General features: G+C 73.0%; 22 protein-coding genes and 1 pseudogene. 8 read left to right on the plus strand and 15 right to left on the minus strand.

Annotation, left to right across the window (positions count from 1 at the left end; all coding sequences use genetic code 11):
* Window positions 1-382: pseudogene (locus Dsi01nite_RS17775) on the minus strand (hypothetical protein); the annotation flags it as partial.
* A 152-nt stretch (window positions 383-534) separates the two neighbouring features.
* On the opposite strand from Dsi01nite_RS17775, the gene Dsi01nite_RS17780 reads away from it, so the two are divergent.
* Window positions 535-1,596, plus strand: coding sequence for a hypothetical protein (locus Dsi01nite_RS17780; protein ID WP_203847289.1), 1,062 nt, complete (start codon window positions 535-537; stop codon window positions 1,594-1,596).
* Here Dsi01nite_RS17780 and Dsi01nite_RS17785 read toward each other — a convergent pair.
* On the minus strand, window positions 1,584-2,021 hold the full coding sequence (locus Dsi01nite_RS17785; RefSeq protein ID WP_203847290.1) for a TIGR03618 family F420-dependent PPOX class oxidoreductase: 438 nt from the start codon (window positions 2,019-2,021) through the stop codon (window positions 1,584-1,586). The genes Dsi01nite_RS17780 and Dsi01nite_RS17785 overlap by 13 nt on opposite strands.
* A 160-nt stretch (window positions 2,022-2,181) precedes the next feature.
* Between Dsi01nite_RS17785 and Dsi01nite_RS17790 the strand changes: the two genes are divergently transcribed.
* A complete protein-coding gene (locus tag Dsi01nite_RS17790) occupies window positions 2,182-3,369 on the plus strand; it encodes an MFS transporter (RefSeq protein ID WP_203847291.1) in 1,188 nt (395 codons plus the stop codon).
* Between the two features lie 43 nt (window positions 3,370-3,412).
* Here Dsi01nite_RS17790 and Dsi01nite_RS17795 read toward each other — a convergent pair whose 3' ends face one another.
* The gene (locus Dsi01nite_RS17795) at window positions 3,413-4,027 is read right to left on the minus strand and encodes a dihydrofolate reductase family protein (RefSeq protein WP_203847292.1); all 615 of its coding nucleotides are present in this window, start codon (window positions 4,025-4,027) and stop codon (window positions 3,413-3,415) included.
* A gap of 101 nt (window positions 4,028-4,128) precedes the next feature.
* Between Dsi01nite_RS17795 and lgt the strand changes: the two genes are divergently transcribed.
* Window positions 4,129-4,935, plus strand: a complete 807-nt coding sequence (gene lgt / locus Dsi01nite_RS17800; RefSeq protein WP_203847293.1) for a prolipoprotein diacylglyceryl transferase — start codon at window positions 4,129-4,131, stop codon at window positions 4,933-4,935.
* Window positions 4,936-5,010: 75 nt separating this feature from the next.
* Here the strand turns inward: lgt and Dsi01nite_RS17805 are convergent, their stop codons facing one another.
* Window positions 5,011-6,045, minus strand: a complete 1,035-nt coding sequence (locus tag Dsi01nite_RS17805; RefSeq protein ID WP_203847294.1) for a zinc-binding dehydrogenase — start codon at window positions 6,043-6,045, stop codon at window positions 5,011-5,013.
* A 37-nt stretch (window positions 6,046-6,082) separates the two neighbouring features.
* The gene (locus Dsi01nite_RS17810) at window positions 6,083-6,544 is read right to left on the minus strand and encodes a hypothetical protein (RefSeq protein ID WP_203847295.1); all 462 of its coding nucleotides are present in this window, start codon (window positions 6,542-6,544) and stop codon (window positions 6,083-6,085) included.
* A 57-nt stretch (window positions 6,545-6,601) separates the two neighbouring features.
* On the opposite strand from Dsi01nite_RS17810, the gene Dsi01nite_RS17815 reads away from it, so the two are divergent.
* The gene (locus Dsi01nite_RS17815; protein ID WP_203847296.1) at window positions 6,602-7,186 is read left to right on the plus strand and encodes an HD domain-containing protein; all 585 of its coding nucleotides are present in this window, start codon (window positions 6,602-6,604) and stop codon (window positions 7,184-7,186) included.
* Between the two features lie 26 nt (window positions 7,187-7,212).
* Here Dsi01nite_RS17815 and Dsi01nite_RS17820 read toward each other — a convergent pair whose 3' ends face one another.
* Entirely contained in the window at window positions 7,213-7,761 is a 549-nt protein-coding gene (locus tag Dsi01nite_RS17820; protein WP_203847297.1) for a TetR/AcrR family transcriptional regulator, read from the minus strand.
* An 87-nt stretch (window positions 7,762-7,848) separates the two neighbouring features.
* Here Dsi01nite_RS17820 and Dsi01nite_RS17825 point away from each other — a divergent pair, with 87 nt between their 5' ends.
* Complete coding sequence (locus Dsi01nite_RS17825) at window positions 7,849-8,268, plus strand: tautomerase family protein (protein WP_203847298.1); 420 nt, start codon at window positions 7,849-7,851, stop codon at window positions 8,266-8,268.
* 5 nt (window positions 8,269-8,273) lie between these two features.
* Here the strand turns inward: Dsi01nite_RS17825 and Dsi01nite_RS17830 are convergent, their stop codons facing one another.
* Window positions 8,274-9,305, minus strand: a complete 1,032-nt coding sequence (locus Dsi01nite_RS17830) for a cation diffusion facilitator family transporter (RefSeq protein ID WP_203847299.1) — start codon at window positions 9,303-9,305, stop codon at window positions 8,274-8,276.
* Window positions 9,306-9,352: 47 nt separating this feature from the next.
* Between Dsi01nite_RS17830 and Dsi01nite_RS17835 the strand changes: the two genes are divergently transcribed.
* From Dsi01nite_RS17835 to Dsi01nite_RS17845, 3 genes are all read left to right on the plus strand, one after another.
* Window positions 9,353-9,709: an ArsR/SmtB family transcription factor gene (locus Dsi01nite_RS17835; RefSeq protein ID WP_203847300.1), complete on the plus strand. Its 357-nt coding sequence runs from the start codon at window positions 9,353-9,355 to the stop codon at window positions 9,707-9,709.
* Window positions 9,710-9,805: 96 nt separating this feature from the next.
* Window positions 9,806-10,810: a hypothetical protein gene (locus Dsi01nite_RS17840; protein ID WP_373318789.1), complete on the plus strand. Its 1,005-nt coding sequence runs from the start codon at window positions 9,806-9,808 to the stop codon at window positions 10,808-10,810.
* A gap of 36 nt (window positions 10,811-10,846) precedes the next feature.
* Window positions 10,847-12,415, plus strand: coding sequence for a methyl-accepting chemotaxis protein (locus Dsi01nite_RS17845; protein WP_203847301.1), 1,569 nt, complete (start codon window positions 10,847-10,849; stop codon window positions 12,413-12,415).
* Between the two features lie 27 nt (window positions 12,416-12,442).
* On the opposite strand, the gene Dsi01nite_RS17850 is transcribed toward Dsi01nite_RS17845, so the two are convergent.
* Genes Dsi01nite_RS17850 through Dsi01nite_RS17885 form a run of 8 tightly spaced genes read right to left on the minus strand, consistent with a single transcriptional unit; the run spans window position 12,443 to window position 20,101 of the window.
* Window positions 12,443-12,949, minus strand: coding sequence for a flavin reductase family protein (locus Dsi01nite_RS17850; protein ID WP_203847302.1), 507 nt, complete (start codon window positions 12,947-12,949; stop codon window positions 12,443-12,445).
* The gene (locus Dsi01nite_RS17855) at window positions 12,946-13,161 is read right to left on the minus strand and encodes a hypothetical protein (RefSeq protein WP_203847303.1); all 216 of its coding nucleotides are present in this window, start codon (window positions 13,159-13,161) and stop codon (window positions 12,946-12,948) included. Before Dsi01nite_RS17855 ends, Dsi01nite_RS17850 begins: the two co-directional genes overlap by 4 nt.
* A complete protein-coding gene (locus Dsi01nite_RS17860; protein WP_203847304.1) occupies window positions 13,158-14,309 on the minus strand; it encodes an LLM class flavin-dependent oxidoreductase in 1,152 nt (383 codons plus the stop codon). Before Dsi01nite_RS17860 ends, Dsi01nite_RS17855 begins: the two co-directional genes overlap by 4 nt.
* Window positions 14,310-15,503: an SfnB family sulfur acquisition oxidoreductase gene (locus Dsi01nite_RS17865; RefSeq protein WP_203847305.1), complete on the minus strand. Its 1,194-nt coding sequence runs from the start codon at window positions 15,501-15,503 to the stop codon at window positions 14,310-14,312.
* Window positions 15,500-16,663: an acyl-CoA dehydrogenase family protein gene (locus Dsi01nite_RS17870; RefSeq protein WP_203847306.1), complete on the minus strand. Its 1,164-nt coding sequence runs from the start codon at window positions 16,661-16,663 to the stop codon at window positions 15,500-15,502. Before Dsi01nite_RS17870 ends, Dsi01nite_RS17865 begins: the two co-directional genes overlap by 4 nt.
* Window positions 16,660-18,330, minus strand: coding sequence for a dipeptide ABC transporter ATP-binding protein (locus tag Dsi01nite_RS17875; protein WP_203847307.1), 1,671 nt, complete (start codon window positions 18,328-18,330; stop codon window positions 16,660-16,662). Before Dsi01nite_RS17875 ends, Dsi01nite_RS17870 begins: the two co-directional genes overlap by 4 nt.
* On the minus strand, window positions 18,327-19,163 hold the full coding sequence (locus tag Dsi01nite_RS17880) for an ABC transporter permease (RefSeq protein ID WP_203847308.1): 837 nt from the start codon (window positions 19,161-19,163) through the stop codon (window positions 18,327-18,329). The genes Dsi01nite_RS17875 and Dsi01nite_RS17880 overlap by 4 nt, the downstream gene beginning before the upstream one ends.
* Window positions 19,160-20,101: an ABC transporter permease gene (locus Dsi01nite_RS17885; RefSeq protein ID WP_203847309.1), complete on the minus strand. Its 942-nt coding sequence runs from the start codon at window positions 20,099-20,101 to the stop codon at window positions 19,160-19,162. The genes Dsi01nite_RS17880 and Dsi01nite_RS17885 overlap by 4 nt, the downstream gene beginning before the upstream one ends.
* Between the last annotated feature and the right edge of the window lie 3 nt (window positions 20,102-20,104).

Below are 20,104 nucleotides of genomic sequence, written 5' to 3' on the forward strand. Positions count from 1 at the left end.
CCTTGGCCGGTGCTGCCTTGGCCGTCGTCGCCTTGGCCGGTGCTGCCTTGGCCGTCGTCGCCTTGGCCGGTGCTGCCTTGGCCGTCGTCGCCTTCCGACCCGCTGCCTTCGTGCCGGCCTTCGCGGTTTTCGCGGTTTTGGCTGCTTTCGCGCCCTTGCCGCGGGGCTCCTTCTTGCCGCGCGGCTCCTTCTTGGCGGGAGCGGATTTGACGCGCGCCGGCGTTTCGGCCGTGTATGCGATCAGGAGATCCTCGACCGCGATCGTCTTCCCCTCTACCGCCGCATCCCGGGCCTCGGCGACAAACGCCGCCAATGCCTCCATCGCGGCGGCCCGGCTACCCAGCCGGTCGGCCAGCCTGTCGAGGAATGCGTCGCGATTCATGACCCGGTCCAATCGGAATCTCCGCCTCCCGCACGACGATACTCCCGGCACCAGCCGGCCCGACAGACGACGAAAGTGTCGCATCATGGAGACACCGGTACGGTGCCGTCCGACGTTGGGGTTGCGCCTTGAGCGACATTGTCAAAGGAATCATGGGCGGCGGCTGGACGTTGCTGGTCGGCTGGCTCCTGCCCGCCGCGGTCAACGTGCTGCTGCTCGCCTATGTGGTGCTGCCCGCCAGCGAGGCCGAGGTCCTGCTCACCTCGCTGGACCGGGCGGGCGTCAACCGGGATCTCGCCGCGGCCGGCGCCGCCGTGCTCCTCGGGGTGCTCCTCGCCTCCGTCCAGACACCGCTGTACCGGGTGCTCGAGGGGTACATCGGCTGGCGACCGCAGGCCGCGTCGCGTCGTGCGTTGCCGCGCTGGGTGCCGTCGCTGTCATTGACGCGCTGGCAGGAGCGGCAGGTGAGCCGGAGGAACCAGCTCCTCGGTCGCCTTGATCTTCTGGAGCTCACCGACCTCGAGGCGGGCGGCGCGCTCGACACCGACGATGTCGCCCGCCTCCGCGAGTTGCGCGCCGACGACACGCTCGTGCGCTTCTTCGCGGGCGATTCCAGGCGCACTGCGGCACAACGGAACCTGCTCGACGAAAAGCTGCAGCGATACCCGGTCGACGAGCAGCAGATCGTTCCCACCCGGCTCGGAAATGCCATTCGCCGGTTCGAGGAATACGGATACGACCGCTTCCGGCTCGACTCGCAGCGAATGTGGAACGATCTCACCGCGGTGGCGCCCGAACGCGCGGCCAAACAGGTGGAACAGGCCCGCACCACGGTCGATCTGTTGATCTGCCTGCTGTATGGACATCTCATCGTCGGCGCGGTGGCGCTGGGCACTGTTCCCGTCGCCGACACCGATCATGAATGGTTGTTGGCGGCCGTCGGGGCTGGGCTCATTCTGCTCGCCAGGGTCTGGTACGAAGTAGCGATCCGCAGCACCGACGACTGGGCCGCGGCGGTCCGTTCACTGGTGAACCTCGGGCGCAAACCCCTTGCCGAGGCGTTGGCGCTCGACCTGCCGGAGACCATCGAGCAGGAGCGGCAGATGTGGGGCCTGGTGGCGACGCTGACCGCCCGCCCGTATCACCGGGACCGGCGAGCGGCGCTGGACCAGTTCCGGACCCGACCGGGCACCGACGACGCTCAGCTGCCGTAGACGCGGGACGGCTCGATGAGGACCGCGGTGCGGTGCTGCTCGGCCATGACCCGGTCATACTCGTCCCAGTCGTCGTGGGTGCCGCCGGCGGCGGTGAACACCTCGCGCAGCAGCAGCCGGAGCCGCTCGGCGTCGACGCCCGGCGCCGGGTCGTCCGGGCCGATGAGCGTGGCCGCGCCCTCGACGGTGGCCCAGGTCCAGCCGGACCGGATCGTCGCCGCCAGCTGGGGGCGGGACCGCAGGTTGGTCAGCTTGACCTTGCCGTAGGTGACGAACCCCAGCGCCGGTCGCCCGGTCAGCGGGTGCGGCAGCACCCCGGCGTTGACGACCGACGCCTGGATCGTGCCGTCCGCCCGCAGCGTCGACACGACGACCAGGCCGCGCTCCCTGGCCGCCAGCGCGGCGAACCCGTCCAACGTTGTCATGCCCACTCCCGTCGTCCGCCCGGTCAGAGCAAACATATCGCGTCAGGAAAAACCATTTGACAGCCGCGATACGTTTATCCTCCGTACCTTCGGGCCGGCCGTACAGGCGCAGACCGGGAGTTCGAGGGGGGCCCTGCCCCTCCCGAAACCAGGAGTCACGATGCGCCGGGCACCCGCCCTCTCCTTCCTCCTCGTCACCGTCTTCATCGACATGCTCGGCCTCGGCCTGATCGTGCCGATCGTGCCGGCGTTGCTGACCGACCTCACCGGGGACGCCGCCGACGGCGCCCGCTGGAACGGTCTGATCGGCTCGAGCTACGGCCTGCTGCAGTTCCTCGCCTCGCCGCTGCTGGGGCGCCTCTCCGACCGGTACGGCCGGCGACCCGTCCTCCTCGCGTCGCTGACCTGCCTCGGCGTCGACTACCTCGCCCACGCCGCGTCGCCCACGGTGTGGCTGCTGGTGCTGTTCCACGCCGTCGCCGGTGCCTGCGCGGGGACGAACACCGTCGTCAACGCCTACATCGCCGACGTCACCGAACCTTCGCTGCGCGCCCGCGCGTTCGGGCTGGTCGGCTCCGCGTTCGGGCTCGGCTTCATCGCCGGTCCGACCGTCGGCGGCCTGCTCGGCGCGGTCGACGTCCGGCTGCCGTTCTACGCCGCGGCCGGGCTCGCGTTCGCCAACGTCGCCTACGGCTGGCTCATCCTGCCCGAGTCCCGGCCCGGCGACCGGACCACGCCGCTGACCCTGCGGGTCGCGAACCCGGTCGGCGCGCTCGCCGCCGTGCTGCGCCGCCCGGTGCTCGGCCGGCTCGCGTGGGCGCGGCTGGGCGCCGACGTGGCCCGCATGACCAGCCAGGTGATCTGGACGTTCTTCGTCACCGTCCGGTTCGGCTGGAGCACGGCGCAGGTCGGCACCGTCATGGCCGCGGGCGCGCTCGCCGGCGTGCTGTTCCAGGCCCGGGCGGTCGGGCCGCTGGTGCGGTGGCTCGGCGAGAAGCGGGCCGCGGTGCTCGGCGGCACGGTCGCGGTGGTGGCCCTCACCGGGACCGCCGTCGCCACCGAACCGTGGATGATCTACGTGCTGCAGGCGGTCGGCGTGCTCGGTTCGGTCGGCGGCGCCGCGGCGCAGGCGTGGCTGTCCCGGGCCACGGGCGCCGACGAGCACGGCACCGTCCAGGGTGCGGTGACCGGGATCGGCGCCCTGGCCGAGACGGTGGTGCCCGTCGCGGCGAGCGCGGCGTTCGCGTGGTCGCTGACCTGCGCCCAGCCGGGCCTGGTCTTCCTCGGTGCCGCCTGCTTCGCCGCGGCGTCGGTACTGGTGCTGGCCGCGACGCCCGCGGCCCGGTGAACGGCGCGACGGGCGGGCTCGTCCCGCCCGTCGCGTGCCCCGGTCACTGGCCCTTCGGCGCCTGATCCTTGATGTCGTCGTAGCCGGCCGCGGCGGGCGCCTCGGCCGGCGCGTAGATCACGCGGATCACCCCGGTCGGGAACGCCTCCGTCGCGACCACCTTCAGGTGCAGCGCCGCGTCGCCGTCGTCGAACAGCTTGCGGCCCTTCCGTGCCGCCACCGGGTGCACCAGCAGGCGCAGCTCGTCGACCAGCCCCGCGGCGAGCAACTGCTGCACCACCGAGATCGAGCCGGGGATGAGGACGCCCTTGATGCCGGGGTCGGCCTTGAGCGCGGCGACGGCGTCGACCAGGTCGCCCTCGATCAGCTCCGAGTTGCGCCAGGTGAACGCCAGCGGCTGCCGGGACGCGACCACCTTGCGCGTGTCCCCGAGCTGCTTGGCGAACGGCGCGTCCTCGCCGCCGGCCGCCTCCCGCTCGGGCCACGCCCCGGCGAAACTGTCGTAGGTCTCACGGCCGATGAGCAGCACGTCGGAGGTGTCGTAGTCCTCGGTGACGGCACGGCCCATGTTCTCGTCGAAGTACGGGAAGTGCCAGTCGGGGTCGATCTCGGCCACGCCGTCGGCGGAGATGAACAGCGTGGAGATGACCTTTGCCATTCCGATGGTCCTTTCGAGTCAGGTCGGCTGACCACCCCATCAAACCCCATCAGCGGGTTCCGGGCGCACGTACCGGCGACGCGCCTGGCAGAGTTGCTCGCATGTTGCTGGGCCACCTGCCGAGCCCCGCCCGGGGCGTCTGGCACCTCGGGCCGCTGCCCATCCGCGCCTACGCGCTGTGCATCCTCGCCGGCATCATCGTCGCGGTCCTCATGACCCAGCGGCGCTGGGTCGCCCGCGGCGGCCGCGCCGAGCAGGTCCTGGACGTCGCCGCGTGGGCGGTCCCGTTCGGCATCATCGGCGGCCGGCTCTACCACGTCATCACCAGCCCCGAGCTGTACTTCACCGACGGGCGCGACCCGGTCCGGGCCCTGTACATCTGGGACGGGGGCCTCGGCATCTGGGGCGCCGTCGCCCTCGGCGCGTTCGGCGCCTGGATCGGCTGCCGCCGCGCCGGGATCGCCCTGCCAGCCTTCGCCGACGCGGTCGCACCTGGACTCCTCGTCGCGCAGGCCATCGGCCGCCTCGGCAACTGGTTCAACCAGGAGCTCTACGGCGGCCCGACCACGCTGCCCTGGGCGCTGCGCATCGACCCCGCCCACCGCCCGGCGGACACGCCGGACGTCGCCCTCTACCACCCGACGTTCCTGTACGAACTGCTGTGGTGCCTGGCCGCCGCCGCCGTGCTGCTGTGGGCCGAGCGGCGGTTCGACCTGACCCACGGGCGGCTCATCGCGCTGTGCGTCGCCGCGTACACCCTCGGCCGGCTGTGGATCGAGCTGCTGCGCGTCGACCACGCCAACCACATCCTGGGCCTGCGCCTGAACACCTGGACCAGCCTCGCGGTGCTGCTCGCCGCGACCGCGTTCCTGCTCCGCTCCCGGCGCCGCACCGACGTCGACGTCTGAGTCCGGGCGGCACCGCCCGGGCCGCACCCGGTGACGCCGGCTGGACCGTCCGCGCCCGCCTCCCGCTGAGTGCGGTCAGGGACGGATGAGCACCTTCAGCGACTCCCGGTCGGCCATCGCCTGGTAGCCGGCGGGCACCTCCTCGAAGCCGATGGTCCGGTCGAAGACCCGTCCCGGCTCGATGTTGCCCTCCATGACGTCGGGCAGCAGCTCCTCGATATAGGCGCGGGCCGGCGCCACCCCGCCGGTGATCGTGATGTTGCGCAGGAACGTGTCGAAGCCGAACGGCACCTGGCGGTACTGTGCGGCGCCGACCCGGCCGACCGTGCCGCCGTCGCGGACGATGTCGATGGCCATGTCGACGGCGGCCTGGGTGCCGACGCACTCCAGCACGGCGTGGGTGCCGTCGCCGCCGGTCAGCTCCCGGACTGCGGCGACGCCCTCCTCGCCGCGCTCGGCGACGACGTCGGTGGCGCCGAACTCGCGGCCGAGGTCGGTGCGGTCCTTGTGCCGCCCGGCGAGGATGATGCGCTCGGCGCCGAGCCGCCGGGCGGCCAGGACCGCGCACAGGCCGACCGCGCCGTCGCCGATGACGGTCACGGTGGTGCGCGGGTTCACCCCGGCGGAGACGGCGGCGTGGTGGCCGGTGCAGAACACGTCGGACAGCGTCAGCAGCGACGGCAACAGCTCCGAGTCGACCGCGACGGGCAGCTTCACCAGAGTGCCCTGCGCCTGCGGCACCCGCACGGCCTCACCCTGCCCGCCGTCCACGCCGTCGACGCCCCACCCGCCGCCGTGCCGGCAGGACGTCTGCAGCCCTTCCCGGCAGAAGTCGCAGGTGTTGTCCGCCCAGACGAACGGGGCGAGCACCAGGTCCCCGACCTGAAACCCGGGCACGGCGGTGCCGACGTCCTCGACCACGCCGAGGAACTCGTGTCCCATGCGCCGGCCCTGCTCGCTGCGGGGCATCGACCCGAACGGCCACAGGTCGCTGCCACAGATGCAGGACGCGACCACGCGCACGACCGCGTCGGTCGGCTGGCGCAGCACCGGGTCCGGGACGGTCTCCATGCGCACGTCACCGGCGCCGTACATGATGGTGGCAAGCATGCGGGTGCTCCTTCCCGCTCTGGCCTGAACCCCCTCATCAGTCCCGGGTGGTCTCCAGCTTCGCCTTGTCCAGGGCCTCCCGGACCTGGGTCCACGGCTCGCCCTCGGGCCACGCGTAGTCCTCGACGACGAGCAGCACCAGGTCGAAGCGCTGCGTCCACTCCGCATAGCCGAGCGCGCCCATGTCGGTCAGCATGGACTGCGGGTGCAGGTACACGCTCGTGCTCGGCACCCGCAGGTATTCCACGACGAGCGGCAGCAGCGCCTCGTCGCCGGTCGGCGGCGGCACCGGCACCCCGTCGGCGGTGGCCGCGGTCAGCTCGAGGACGCCGTGGTGCTCGGCCCGGGACCGGTGCACGAAGCGCAGCTCGAGCCGCTCCGGGCGGTCGACGCCCATCCACCGCGACCGGAGCCGGACGGTGGCCGTGTCGTCGTCCAGGTCGAGCTCGACGGAGCCCGACCCGCTGCCGGTGGCGAGGAAGCTGTCGAAACGTTGCACCGGCCCCACTCTAACCAGGTGGCGGTGTCCGCCTCCGGTCCGTGCGACGGTTGCCCCATGGTGCCGGAGTCGTCCGCGGTCACGGCCGCGATGTCCGTGGCGGAGCGCTACTTCTCCCCCGCGTTCCTCAACCACTCCGTGCGCAGCTATGTCTGGGGCACGATGTACGCAGAGGCCCACGGGATCGACCGCGACGACGAACTGTTCTGCGTGGCGGCGCTGCTGCACGACATCGCCCTGGCGCCGTCCTTCGACAGTCACACGGTGCCGTTCGAGGAGGCCGGCGGTGAGGTGGCCCGGGTGTTCGGCCTCGCCGCGGGCTGGCCGGCCGGCCGCACGGACCGGGTCGCGGAGATCATCGTGTTGCACATGCGCGACGATGTCTCCGCGGACATGGACCCGGAGTCGCACCTGCTGCAGGTCGCGACGAGCTGGGACGTGGTCGGCCGGTGGCAGGACGAGTTCCCGCCGCAGGACCGGGCGGCGACGCTCGAGCGCTATCCCCGGCTGGGCTTCGGCAAGGAGTTCCTGGCCCACTTCGAGGACCAGGCGGCGCGCAAGCCCGGCAGCGCCGCCGCCGCGTCGGTCGACCGGCACCTCGCCGCCCGCATCGCCGCCCACCCCCTCGACGCCGGCCCCTGACCGCAGAAAGGCTCCGAACCCTGATCTCAGGCGGGGACCAGGGCCATTGCCGTGCGGCACACGCGGTCGAACGGTTCGATCGACGCGGCCGCGCGGCACAGCACGTGGGCGCCCTCCAGGAGGGTGATCAGCGTGGTGGCGAGGTCACGCGCGACCTCCGTGGGCAGGCCGGCGGTCGCCAGGCGGCCGGTGAGGGCGTCGACCCACGAGGCGAAGGCGGCCGCCGAGGCCTCGTGCGGGAGCTCGTCGGCCGCGACGGCGACCGCGGCCACCGCGCACCCGCAGCCGGCGCTCGACTCGATCACCACCGGCCGGACCAGGGTCAGGAAGTCCTCGACCACCTGCCGCGGGTCGGTGGCGGGCAGCTCCTCCAGCAGGGCCCGGACCTGGCCGCCGTTGAGCGCCGCGGCCTCCGCCACGAGCTGGGTCTTGCCGCCGGGAAAGTGGTGGTAGATCGCGCCGCGGGCGGCGCCGCTGTCGGCGAGGATCTCGGTGAACGACATGCCGGCCACCCCGTTGCGGCGCAGCGCGGTCACGGCCGCCTCGACCATCCGGCCACGCGTGTCGTTCGGCAACGGAAACTCCCCCTTGACTCGTACGGCCATCCTAGCCCATAGTTCGACTAGCTAGGATGTACGTACTAGTCCACGGAGGAGAGCGTCATGCCCATCACCGTCACCGCGCCGCGCGGGGTCCTCACCACGAGCGGCCGCCAGCAGGTGCTGCCCCTGCTCAGCCGGGCCGTCATCGAGATCAGCGGCGCCACCGGCAACAGCTTCTTCACCCCGATCGTCGGCGGCCACGTGCACGTGGTCGAGCCCGGCGACGTGTACGCCGGCGGCACCAACCGCCCACTCGTCGTGGTGAAACTCGAGATCCCGAACATCGCGCTCGGCAGCGTGGAGCTGCGCGCGGCCTTCGTGCGGGCCGCGACCGAGATCATCCGGTCCTGCGCCGTGCCGGAGCACGAACCCGCGGACACCTGGGTGACCATCTTCAACGCCCCGGACGGCGGCTGGGGCATCGCCGGGCGCGCCTACACCGGCGACGACCTCATCGCGGAGACCACCGCCGCGGCCTGATCCGCTCAGCGGTGATGGGCCACGGCGGCGTGGGCCCCGGCCATGGCCGGGTCGGTGTGGATGGTGGCGGCGGTGAGCCGGGGCACCGCGTGCAGGAGGCGGTGCTCGGCCTCGACGGCGATCGCGTGCGCCTGCACGACGGTCAGGCTGTCCGACACCAGCACGTCGGTCTCGGCGTGCAGGTGGTGGCCGACCCACCGCATCCGCAGCGCTCCGACACCGAGGATGCCGGGTGTACCGGCGAGCGCCCCCTCCGCCACGCCGACCAGGCCCGGGTCGACGGCGTCCATGAGCCGGCGGTACACCTCCCGCGCGGCGTCCTTGAGCACCAGCAGGATCGCCACGGTGATGAGCAGCCCGACCACGGGATCCGCCCACCGCCAGCCGGCCGCCACCCCGGCGGCGCCGGCCACGACCGCCAGCGACGTGAACCCGTCGGTGCGGGCGTGCAGCCCGTCCGCGACGAGCGCCGCCGAGCCGATCCGGCGGCCGACGGCGATGCGGTACCGCGCGACGACCTCGTTGCCGGCGAACCCGACCAGCCCGGCGGCCGCGACCCACCACAGATGCGTGACGGTCGCCGGGTGGATCAGCCGCTGCACGGCCTCGTAGGCGGCGAACCCGGCCGAGGCCGCGATGGTCAGCACGATGACGATCCCGGCGAGGTCCTCCGCGCGACCGTAGCCGTAGGTGTACCGGCGGTTCGCCGCCCGCCGCCCGAGGATGAACGCGACGCCGAGCGGCACCGCGGTGAGCGCGTCGGCGACGTTGTGCAGGGTGTCGCCGAGCAGGGCGACCGATCCGGACCGCAGCACGATGACGACCTGCACGGCGGCGGTGGCACCGAGGACCAGCAGGGAGATCCACAGCGCCCGCATGCCGTCCTTCGACGACTCCATCGCCGGGTCGACCTTGTCCGCGGCGTCGTGGGAGTGCGGGGTCAGCAGGTGCCGCAGCCGGTGCCGCCGGCCGGTGCCGGCGTGGTCGTGAGCATGCCCGCCAGCATGGTCGTGAGCATGGTCGTGGTCGTGGTGCATGGCGCCCTCCTACGGCCGCGGCGGTTCTCCTGGCATGATATGTGCTCATGTACGCACGCGACAACGCTGCAACTGCCACCGACGGGCAACAACCACCGTCCGACGAACAGGTCGACGCCGCGGTGACGGCCCTGCGGATGCTCGCCGAGCCGACCAGGCTGCGGCTGCTGTGGGTGCTCCGCGACGGCGAGCACGACGTCACCACGCTCACCGCGGCGGTCGGCGCGGCGCGTCCCGCGGTGTCGCAGCACCTGGCGAAGCTGCTGCTCGCCGGCCTGGTCAGCACCCGCAGGGACGGCCGGCGGGTGCTGTACCGGGCCCGCGGCGGGCACGTGCGGCGCCTGGTGACCGAGGTGCTGCACGCCGCCGACCACCAGGTGACCGGCGCACCCGAACACGAGTGACGCTGCGCAGGCCCAGCGGGTTGCCCAGGCTTTCAGGGTCAGGTCCGGGGAAACGCCCGGATGCGTCTCGGCCGCAGCGCGGGCGAGGCTGGCCCGATGCTCCTACCCCGTCTCCCGGCCAGGTCCGGCAGTTCACGGTCTGACCTTTGGGTCCTGGCCGGGTCCGGGATCGCCACCGTCCTGCTGACCCGCTGGTTCCTGGCCGCGGCCGGCTACCCGAAGATCGGTGGCGGGGGGCTGCACATCGCCCACGTGCTGTGGGGCGGGCTGCTGCTGGCCGCCGCGCTCGTGGTCACGCTGACCTACCCGGGCCGGGCCACCCGGCGGGCCGCGGCGGTGCTGGGCGGCGCCGGGTTCGGGCTGTTCATCGACGAGGTCGGCAAGTTCGTCACCGAGCGCACCGACTACTTCTACCGGCCGGCCGCCGGCATCATCTACCTCAGCTTCGCGGTGCTGGTCGCCTTCGTCGTCCGGCCCCGCGACCCCGGCCGCCGCACCCCGGACGAGCGCACCGCCGAGGCACTGCGGCTGGCCCTGGACGGCGTCGCCACCGGCCTCACCGCCTCGCACCGCGCCGAGGCACTGCGGCTGCTGGACCAACCGACCCCGGCGGGCTCCGCGGCGCTCGCGCTCATCGCCGCGCTCCCCCATCGCGACGACCCGTGGGCGGCCCGCCGGCGCGCCCTCGCGGCGCTGGCCCGCCGGCTGGTGACCGGGAAGGTCGTCGCCGTCGCGGTGGCCGGCGTCTACGTCCTGCTGGTGCCGCCCCTGATCGGCGGCGCGGTCGAGGCCGCCATGGGCGACCTGCGGCAGACCCGCGAACTCGGCGCGAGCCTCGCCATGGTCGCCGCCGCGGCCGTCGCCGCCGTCATCGCCGGCCGGGCCGCGTTCCTGCTGCGCGCCGACCGCCTCCGGGCGCTGCGACTGCTGCGCACGTCCGTCCTGGTCGACCTGCTCGCCGGGCAGGTCTTCAAGTTCACCGCCCTGCAGTTCGACGCCACCGTCGGCCTCGGGCTGTCGGTGCTGCTGCTCGCCGTCCTGACCGTCGAACTGCACCGGCGGCGCATACCTCTCAATGCCGGCCATCCGCCGCCGATGTAGCAGTCGGGTAGCAGAACCGTGCGGTGGAGGGTACTCATGGGCGTGTTCGCCAACATCGGCATCGTGCAGAAGATCGGCCTGCTCTGCGCGGCCGGGGTGGTCGTCTCGGCGGCGACCGGCACGACGGGCATCGTCGCGCAGGTGAAGCTGACCGACCAGGCGAGAATTGTCCGTGACCTGCAGCAGGCCAGCGGTCTCATGCACCACCTCGACACCCGCGAGGCGGAGCTCAAGGTGGACGCCTACCGGGCCCTCGCCGAGAAGGACATCGCCGCGATCATCGCCGACCTCCCGGACGACCTCGCCTCCGTCACCGACACCATCGCCGAGCTGGACACGCTCGACCTGCAGGACGCGATCCGCGCGCAGATCGACGACATCAAGGCCGACGCGCTGGCCTTCAACACGTTCATCGACACGTTCGTCCGCGACGCCGCGAAGGACCAGGCGTCCGTCCAGGAGCGCGAGCCCGAGATCGCCGAACGCAACCACGCCGTCGACGACAAGCTCGGCGCGCTGCAGGACGCGATCGACGCGCAGGTGGCGAAGGAACGCGACACCATGACAACGGCCCAGACCACCGCCCGCTGGGCGACCGGCGGCGTGATCGGGATCGGCATCCTGTTCTTCCTGCTGCTGTCGATCCCGGTGATCCGCGCGATCAGCGGCCCGGTCCGCCGGGTCCGCGACGTCATCGAGGCGCTCGCGCGGGGCGATCTCACCCACCGCTCCGGCGTCACCGGCCGGGACGAGATCGGCCAGATGGCCATCGCGCTCGACAACGCCATCGACAGCATCCACGGCTCGATCGCCGAGGTGAACAACAGCTCCGACGCCCTCGCCGGCGCGTCGCGCAACCTCGCGCAGGTCAACGAGGGGATCTCGAACGCCGCCGTGACGTCCAGCGCGCAGATGACCGAGGCCTCGAACGCCTCGGAGGCGGTGTCCCGGCACGTCAACGTGATCGCCGCGGGCGCGGAGGAGATGGGTGTCTCCATCCAGGAGATCGCCCGCAACGCCGCTGACGCGGCCGGCGTCGCCTCCGGCGCGGTCCGCGAGGCCGCCGCCGCCAACAGCACCGTCGACCGGCTCGCCGAGTCGTCGACCGAGATCGGCTCCGTGCTGAAGCTCATCACCGCGATCGCCGAGCAGACCAACCTGCTCGCCTTGAACGCCACGATCGAGGCCGCCCGCGCGGGCGAGGCCGGCAAGGGCTTCGCCGTCGTCGCCAACGAGGTCAAGGACCTGGCCCAGGAGACCGCGAAGGCCACCGAGGACATCCGGCAGCGCGTGACCACGATCCAGGCGGACACCGGCGCGGCGTCCGAGGCGATCCGGCGGATGTCCGAGGTCGTGGAGGAGATCAACCAGTACCAGGCGACGATCGCCTCCGCCGTCGAGGAGCAGTCCGCCACGACCGCGGAGATGAGCCGCTCCGTGGCCGAGGCCGCCGTCGGCGCGGAGAAGATCGCGGGCAACATCGCCGGGGTCGCGGGCGCGGCCACGATCACCACGGACGGCGTCACCGCCACCCAGCACGCCGTGTCGGAGCTGGGCTCGATGTCGCAGGACCTGCGCCGCCTCGTGGGCCAGTTCCGCCTGTGACCGGCGCCGTGACGAGGCCACCGTTGCTCAGCCGGTGTGCAGCCGCCCGAACCTGCTCTGGTGGAACACCAGCGGTGACGGATCCGGCAGCTGCGAGCGCCCGGCCGCGCTGAGCCGCAGCAGGATGATCGTGTGGTCACCGGCGGGGACCTCGTTGTAGATCGTGGTGTCGAAGTGGGCCAGGCCGTCGTCGAGCGTGACCGCGCCCTCGGCCGTCACGATGAGCGGCAGGCCGTCGAACCGCCGCTCGACCGCCCCGGCGAGCTGCCGGGCGACGCTCGAGTGGTGGTCGGCCAGGATCGTGACCCCGAGGTGCGGCGCGCGGCGCAGGTCCGGCCACGTCTTGGAGGTGTTGGCGATGCAGAACGACACCAGCGGCGGGTCGAGGCTCACCGAGGTGAACGAGCTCGCCGCCAGGCCGACCGGCACGCCGTCGACGAGCGCCGCGACCGCCACCACCCCGCTGGGGAAGATCCCGAACACCTCGCGCAGGCGGTCCGGGTCGAGGTCCTGATTGGTCCGCAACGTCGTCACGCCGGCTCCCCACGGTTCGCCAGGATCGTCGAGACGAGGGGCTTCGTCGCCGCCGGCCAGTCGGCGCAGGCCGCCGGGTCGTCGTGAGAACCGTCGATGACGAACAGTCCGCGCAGCCCGGTCCCGCCCGGGAACCGGTCGAGGACCAGCTTCAGCGGGCCGGTGTACGTGCCCTCGCAGGTCGGGCTGGCGACCTCGGTCCGGGCGCTCATGACGCCACCCGCGTCCCGAACGGCACCGCCGCGACGGTGTGCCGGCCGGGCGCCGGATGGTGCCACAGCCCGCGCGCCGCCAACTCCGGCAGGACGCCCTCGCCGAAGCGGTACGCCTCCTCCAGGTGCGGGTAGCCCGACAGCACGAACTCGCTGATGCCGGCCTCGACGTACTGTTCGATGAGGTCGGCGACCTGCTGGTGACTGCCGACGAGCGCGGTGCCGGCGCCGCCGCGCACCAGCCCGACCCCGGCCCACAGGTTGGGGTGGATCTCCAGGCCGTCCTTGGTCCCGCCGTTGAGTGCGAGCATCCGCTGCTGCCCCTCCGACTCGCTGCGCCGCAGGCCGTCCTGGACCTTGCGGATCTGTTCCTCCGAGATCCCGGCCAGGAGCCGGTCCGCCTCCGCCCAGGCCTCCTCGGCGGTGTCCCGGGCGATCGTGTGCACCCGCAGCCCGAACGCCAGGCTCCGGCCCTGTTCGGCGGCCAGCGAGCGGACCCGGTCGACCTTCGCGGCGACCGCGACCGGCGGCTCGCCCCAGGTGAGGTACACGTCGACGTGGCGGGCGGCGACGTCCAGCGCGGCCGGTGACGACCCGCCGAAGTACACCAGCGGCAGCGGATCCGGGATCTGCGCCAGGACCGCGTCGGACAGCTGGAAGTGGGTGCCGTCGAACGTGACGGGCTTGCCGGACCACAGGTCCCGGACGATCCGCAGGAACTCCCCGCACCGCTCGTAGCGGGCGTCCTTGTCGAGGAAGTCGCCGTACATGCGCTGCTCGTGGCTCTCCCCGCCGGTGACCACGTTGAGCAGCAGCCGGCCACCGGAGAGGTTCTGGAACGTGCCGGCCATCTGCGCGGCGAGGAACGGCGCGGTGAGGCCGGGGCGGAAGGCCACCAGGAACTTCAGCCGTTCGGAGACCGACGCCAGCATGGCGGTGCTGATCCAGGCGTCCTCGCACCACGCGCCGGTCGGGGTGAGCGCGGCCTCGAAGCCGAGCTGCTCGGCGGAGCGGGCGATCTGGCCGAGGTACGCGACCGAGGCGGGGCGCCCGGCGGCGCCCGCGGGGGTGCCGTGGCCGCCGCCGACGACCTGCCGGCCGTCGCCGCCGTTGGTGGGCAGGAACCAGTGGAACTTGAGCGCTGCCATTTACACCTGTCCGTGGTTTGGGGGTGGGGTGCCGGCCACGGCCCAGCGGCCGAGGTGCTGGATCTTCCAGGCCGCCGGGTCGTGCAGGGTGTGGGTGCGGGCGTTGCGCCAGTGCCGGTCGAGGCCGAGACCGGCGGCGGCCGAGCGGGTGCCGGCCACCTCGAACAGCCGGCTGCCGGCCTCGACCGCGGCCTTGGCGGTGGCCGCCCGCGCCGCGGCGACGGCGAGGGACGCCGTGGTCGCGGTGGCGGCGGTCAGGTCGGCGTCGGCGCGGTCGATCGTCCGGGCGGCCTCCGCGAGGAGCGCCTCGGCGGCGCGGACGGTCAGCTCGATCTCGCCGAACGCCTGCACCACGAGCGGGTCATCGGCGGCCAGTTCCACCTGTGCGTCCGGGTAGGGCCGGCTGCGCTCGCGGACGAACCGGGCCGCGTCGGTGATCGCGGCGCGGGCGATGCCGGCGTCGATCGCCGCGTGCAGCACCTGCGCGAACGCGCCGTAGGTCTGCGGCCCGTCGAAGGTGGCCGCGTACGGCGTGATCAGCTCGTCGGGCACGTCGACGTCGTGCAGGACGACCGAGCCGCTGGCGGTGGTCCGCTGGCCGAGGCCGTTCCAGTCGTCGATCACCTCGACGCCGCCGGCGTGCCGGTCGACCCAGGCGACGTGCAGCGGCCCGTCCGTCCCCAGGTGGGCGAGCACCGGGATGCGGTGGGCGAGCAGCGCGCCGGTGGCGTAGAACTTGCGGCCGTTGAGCCGCCAGCGTCCCGGCCCGGCGGCGGTCAGGGTGGTCCGGATGTCGCGGACGTGTTTCGTGCCGGCCTCGGACTGGGCGTTGCCGAAGCGGCGGCCGGCGAGGACCTCGCCGAACAGGTGCCGCTGCTGGGCGTCGGTGCCCTGCAGGCGCAGGTGGTTGACGTAGGCGAAGTGGCTGTGCGGGATCTGGCCGATGTTGGGGTCGCCGGTGGACAGCAGCCGGATCACCTCGGTCACGACCTCGACGGGCAGGCCGGCACCGCCGTGCCGGGCCGGGACCGTGATCGCGAGGAGCCCGGATCCGCTGAGCTCGTCGAGTTCGGCGTGCGGGATCGTCCGGTGCGCGTCGCGGTCGGCGGCGCCGGCGGCGAAGCGGGCCGCGAACCCGGCGGCGACGGCGACCGCGTCGGCGGCGCCGAGGACCGGGGCGAGGACCTGGGTCACGAGTCCTCCCCCACACCGTCGCGCAGTTCGGCGTACGCCGAACTGGGGCTGGTGCCGTGCAGGAGGTACTGCCCCACGATCCTGTCACGGTAGATGACGGGGTTGTGCGACGCGAGGGTGCGGGCGTTGCGCCAGTGCCGGTCGAGCCGGAACCGGTCGGTGACGGCGGAGGACCCGCCGACCTCGAACAGTTCGGTGCTGAGGTCCAGGACCAGACGGGCCACGACGCCCTGCGCGCCGAAGACGGCGACGTCGGCCCGGTCCAGCAGGGACTGCTCGGCCGGATGTGCCCGGTGCACCTCCTCCAGCACGGTCGCGGCGGCCGCGACCGCGGCGTCGGCGACGATCGAGGCGCCGCCGATGCGGCCGACGACCTCCTGCACCTGCGGGTCGGTGCCGGGTGCCGGGTGCGCCGGGTTGTGCAGGTTGCGGGTGCGCCCGGCCACGTACGCGACGGTGTCGGCGACCGCGGCCCGCCCGATGCCGGCCAGGGTCGCGAGGTGTACCAGCTGAAAGACGGCGGTGAGCGACGTCGGCGCGGTCAGGTCGATGGGCTCCACGTCCTCCGCGGCGACCTGGACGTCGTCGAACAGCGTGGTGCCGCTGCCGGTGAGCCGCTGCCCGAAGCCGTCCCAGTCGTCGATGCGGGTCACGCCGGGCGCGGAGGCGGGGACGAGGACGTTGGCCGTCCCGCCGGCCTCCCCGCCGGCCTCCAGTGACGCCGTGGTCTGGATCCAGTCGGCGAAGAGGCTGCCGGTGGAGTAGAACTTGCGGCCGTTGAGCCGGCCGTCCTTGAGTGTGGCCTCCGGCGCCAGCCACGACGTGCTGGTGCGCTCGCTCTGCGCGTTGCCGACGATGACGCCCGCGCCGATGCGGCGCAGCCACCGCTCGCGGACCTCGGCGTGGGGGTGCGCCAGGCGGCTCTCCACGAAGCCGATGTGCCCGCGCAGCAGCTGGGGCAGGTTCGAGTCGGCCCGCCCCAGCTGGATGAGCAGCTCGATGAACTCGGGGAACGTCGCGCCGAGCCCGCCGTATTCGCGTGGGACGCGCAGCTTCGTGAAGCCCGCCTCCCGCAGCCACTCGACCTCCTCGACCGGGAGCCGGCGATCGGCCTCGCGTTCCACGGCGCCCTCGGCGATGCGGGCGAAGACGTCCTTCATGCCGACCCCAGCCGTGGCACCGCGGTGAGCAGCTGCCGGGTGTACGGGTGCCGGGGCCGTTCGAACACCTCGGTGGCGGTGCCGTGCTCGACGACCCGGCCGTCCTTCATGACCAGGATGCGGTCGCTCACGTGGTGGATCACCCCGAGGTCGTGGGAGATGAACAGGTAGCTGACGCCGAGCTCGTCCTGCAGGTCGGTGAGCAGGTCGAGCACCTGTGCCTGGATGGAGACGTCCAGCGCGGACACCGGTTCGTCGCAGACGATGACCGACGGCTCCGGCGCGAGCGCCCGGGCGATCGCGACCCGCTGCCGCTGCCCGCCGGACAGCCGCAGCGGCGAGGAGGCCAGGTGCGCCCCGGTGAGGCCGACCTGCTCCAGCAGCCGCACCGCGCGGTCCCGGGCCTCGGTCTTCGAGCTCGGCGGGCGCCGGCCGGTGGCCAGGGCGTCGGTCACGATCCGGCCCACGGACCAGCGCGGGTCGAAGGAGCTCAGCGGGTCCTGATACACCACCCCGACCTGTTTGCGCAGCGGCCGGCGCCGGTCCGTCGACAGCGCCGACCACGGCTCGCCGCGCAGCAGCACCTCGCCCGAGGTGGCCTCCAGGATGGCGAGGGCGATCCGGGCGGTGGTGGTCTTGCCGGAGCCGGACTCGCCGACGATGCCGAGGGTCTCGCCGCCGAACAGTTCGAAGGAGACGTCGTCGACGACGGTCCGGTCGACCTTGTCGGGGCCGCGGAACACCTTGGTGAGATGCCGCGCCTCGAGGACGGGCCGGCCCCGGTCGACCTGCCTGCGGGCCCGCTGCACCGTGGTGGCGGTCCCGCTCAGGCGGGTGCCGCGGGTGTGCTCCGACGGGATCGCCGCCAGCAGCATCCTGGTGTAGTCGTGCCGCGGGTCGTGCAGGACCTGGCCGGCCGGGCCGTGCTCGACGATGTGGCCGTCGCGCATGACCGCGACCTCGTCGGCGAGCCGGGCCACCACGGACAGGTCGTGGCTGATCAGGATGATCGACGTGCCCCGCTCCTTGGAGGCGGCGAGCAGGTCGAGCACCTGGGCCTGCACGGTGACGTCGAGCGCGGTCGTCGGCTCGTCGGCGATGAGCAGCGGCGGGTCCAGGGCGATCGCCGAGGCGATGAGGGCGCGCTGGCGCAGGCCGCCGGACAGCTCGTAGGGCCGCTGCTGGGCCCGGACCTCGGGCTCGGGCACACCGACGGACGCCAGGAGCTCGACCGCCTTCGCGGCCCGTGCGGCGCGGTTGCCCCACCGGTGCAGCTTCAGCGGCTCGGCCACCTCGTCGCCGACCCGGCGCAGCTGGTCGAGGGACACGAGGGCGTCCTGCAGGACGAACCCGATCTGCCGGCCGCGCAGGCCCCGCCAGGCCCGTTCGGTCGTGTGCAGCAGGTCGGCGCCGGCGAGGTCGATCCGGTCGGCGCTGACCCGGGCGCCCGGCCCGGTCAGCCCGACGAGGGTGCGGGCGGTCACGCTCTTGCCGGACCCGGACTCGCCGACGATGGCGAGGCACTGCCCGGGCCGGGCGGTGAAGGAGATGCCGCCGACGACCTCGGTGGCGCCGAACGACACCCGCAGGTTCTCCACCCGCAGCAGTTCGGTGGTGCCGGACACCCGGTCGGCCCGGCCGACCGGGCGATCGTCCACAGTGGTCATCGGGCGGCTCCTCCGAGTCGGTTCTGCAGGGTTCGGCCCAGCGACGTCACGGAGATCGCCACCAGGACGATCACGACACCGGGCAGGATCTCCAGCCACCAGGAGGTGGTGATGTGCAGGCGGCCCGCGTCGAGCAGGGCCCCCCATTCGGAGCTGGGCGGGGCGACGCCGAGGCCGAGGAACGACAGGGCGGACGCCCACACGATCGACTGGCCGACGCCGAGGGTCGCGACCGCGACGAGCGGCCGCATGGCGTTGGGGAACAGGTGCCGGCGGATGACGGTGAACCATCCGTGGCCCAGCGCCGCCGCCGCCTCGATGAACCCGGCCTGCCGCACCGCCAGGACCTGGCCGCGGATCATCCGGGCGTATCCGGGTGCCGAGCCGATGCCGACGGCGGCGATCGACGTCGCGAGCGACGGGCCGCGCACGGCGATGACCAGCAGCGCCAGGAGCAGCGCCGGGAACGCGAACGCGACCTCGAGCACGCGGGTGATGGCCGCGTCGACGACTCTCCCGGCGAGGGCCGCGGTGAACCCGAGCCCGATCGCGATCACGAACGCCAGCGCCGTGGCGCCGAGGCCGATGCCGAGGGACTCGCGGGCGCCGTGCACGACCCGGGTGAACAGGTCGCGGCCGGCGTCGTCGGTGCCGAACGGATGCGCCCACGACGGCGCCTCCAGGGTGGACTTCAGGTCGATCGCGGTGGGGCTGCCGTCGACCAGCAGCCCCGGGACGAGCGCGGCGGCCACCACGAACGCGACGACCAGCAGCGACAGCACCGTCCCGACCTTGGGAAGGTGGACCGCCCGGGTGACCGTCAGCGTGCTCATGCGGCACGCAGCCGCGGGTCGACGATCGCGTAGGCCAGGTCGACCAGCAGGTTCGCCACCACGTAGATGGCGGCGACCACCAGCACGATCCCGGACACCGTCGGCAGGTCCCGGGTGTTGACCGCGGTGACCAGCACCTGGCCGATCCCGGGCCGGCCGAAGATGTTCTCCGCGATGACGGCGCCGGAGACGAGCGCGCCGAGCGCCCAGCCGGACAGCGTGATCGCCGGGAGGATGGCGTGGCGCAGGACGTGCTGCACCCGCACCCCCAGATCCGACATCCCACGGGTGCGGGCGGTCGTCACGAACGGCTGCTGCAGGACCTGCTCGAACTCGTCGCGGGTCACCTGACCGAGGAACCCCGCGAGCGGGATGGCCAGGGTCAGCACCGGCAGGACCGTGCCCAGCGCGCTGGTGCCCCCGATGATCGGGAACACCCGCAGCTGGACCGCGAAGACCACGAGCAGCACGACACCGACCCAGTAGTGCGGGAGGCTGGCCGTCAGCGCCTCCCAGGTGGTGCCGAGGCTGGTGAGGAACCTGCCCCGTTTGACGGTCAGCAGGGTGATGCCGAGCGCGAGGGCCCAGGCGACCAGCAGCGCCGCTCCGGTCAGGGTCAGGCTCGGCAGCAGCTGCCCGCCGATCACCTCGGTCACCGGCCGTTTCTGCGTGTACGAGGTGCCGAGGTCACCGTGGAACAGCCCGGTGACGTAGTCCAGGTACTGCACGATGACCGGGTCGTCGAACCCGAACCGCTCGTTGAGTGGCGCGAGCTCATCGACCGACCACTTCTTGTCCTGCCCGGTCTGCAGGTTCATGAGGGTGTTGGCCCGGTCGCCGGGGACGGCGAGCTGGGCGAAGAAGGTGACGGACGCGGCGGCCACGATCACGACCACCGACGTCACCGCCTTCACCGCGATGCGGCGCAGCCTGCTCATCGT

The sequence above is a fragment of the Dactylosporangium siamense genome, from assembly GCF_016862795.1.
GTDB classification, from domain to species: Bacteria; Actinomycetota; Actinomycetes; order Mycobacteriales; family Micromonosporaceae; genus Dactylosporangium; species Dactylosporangium siamense.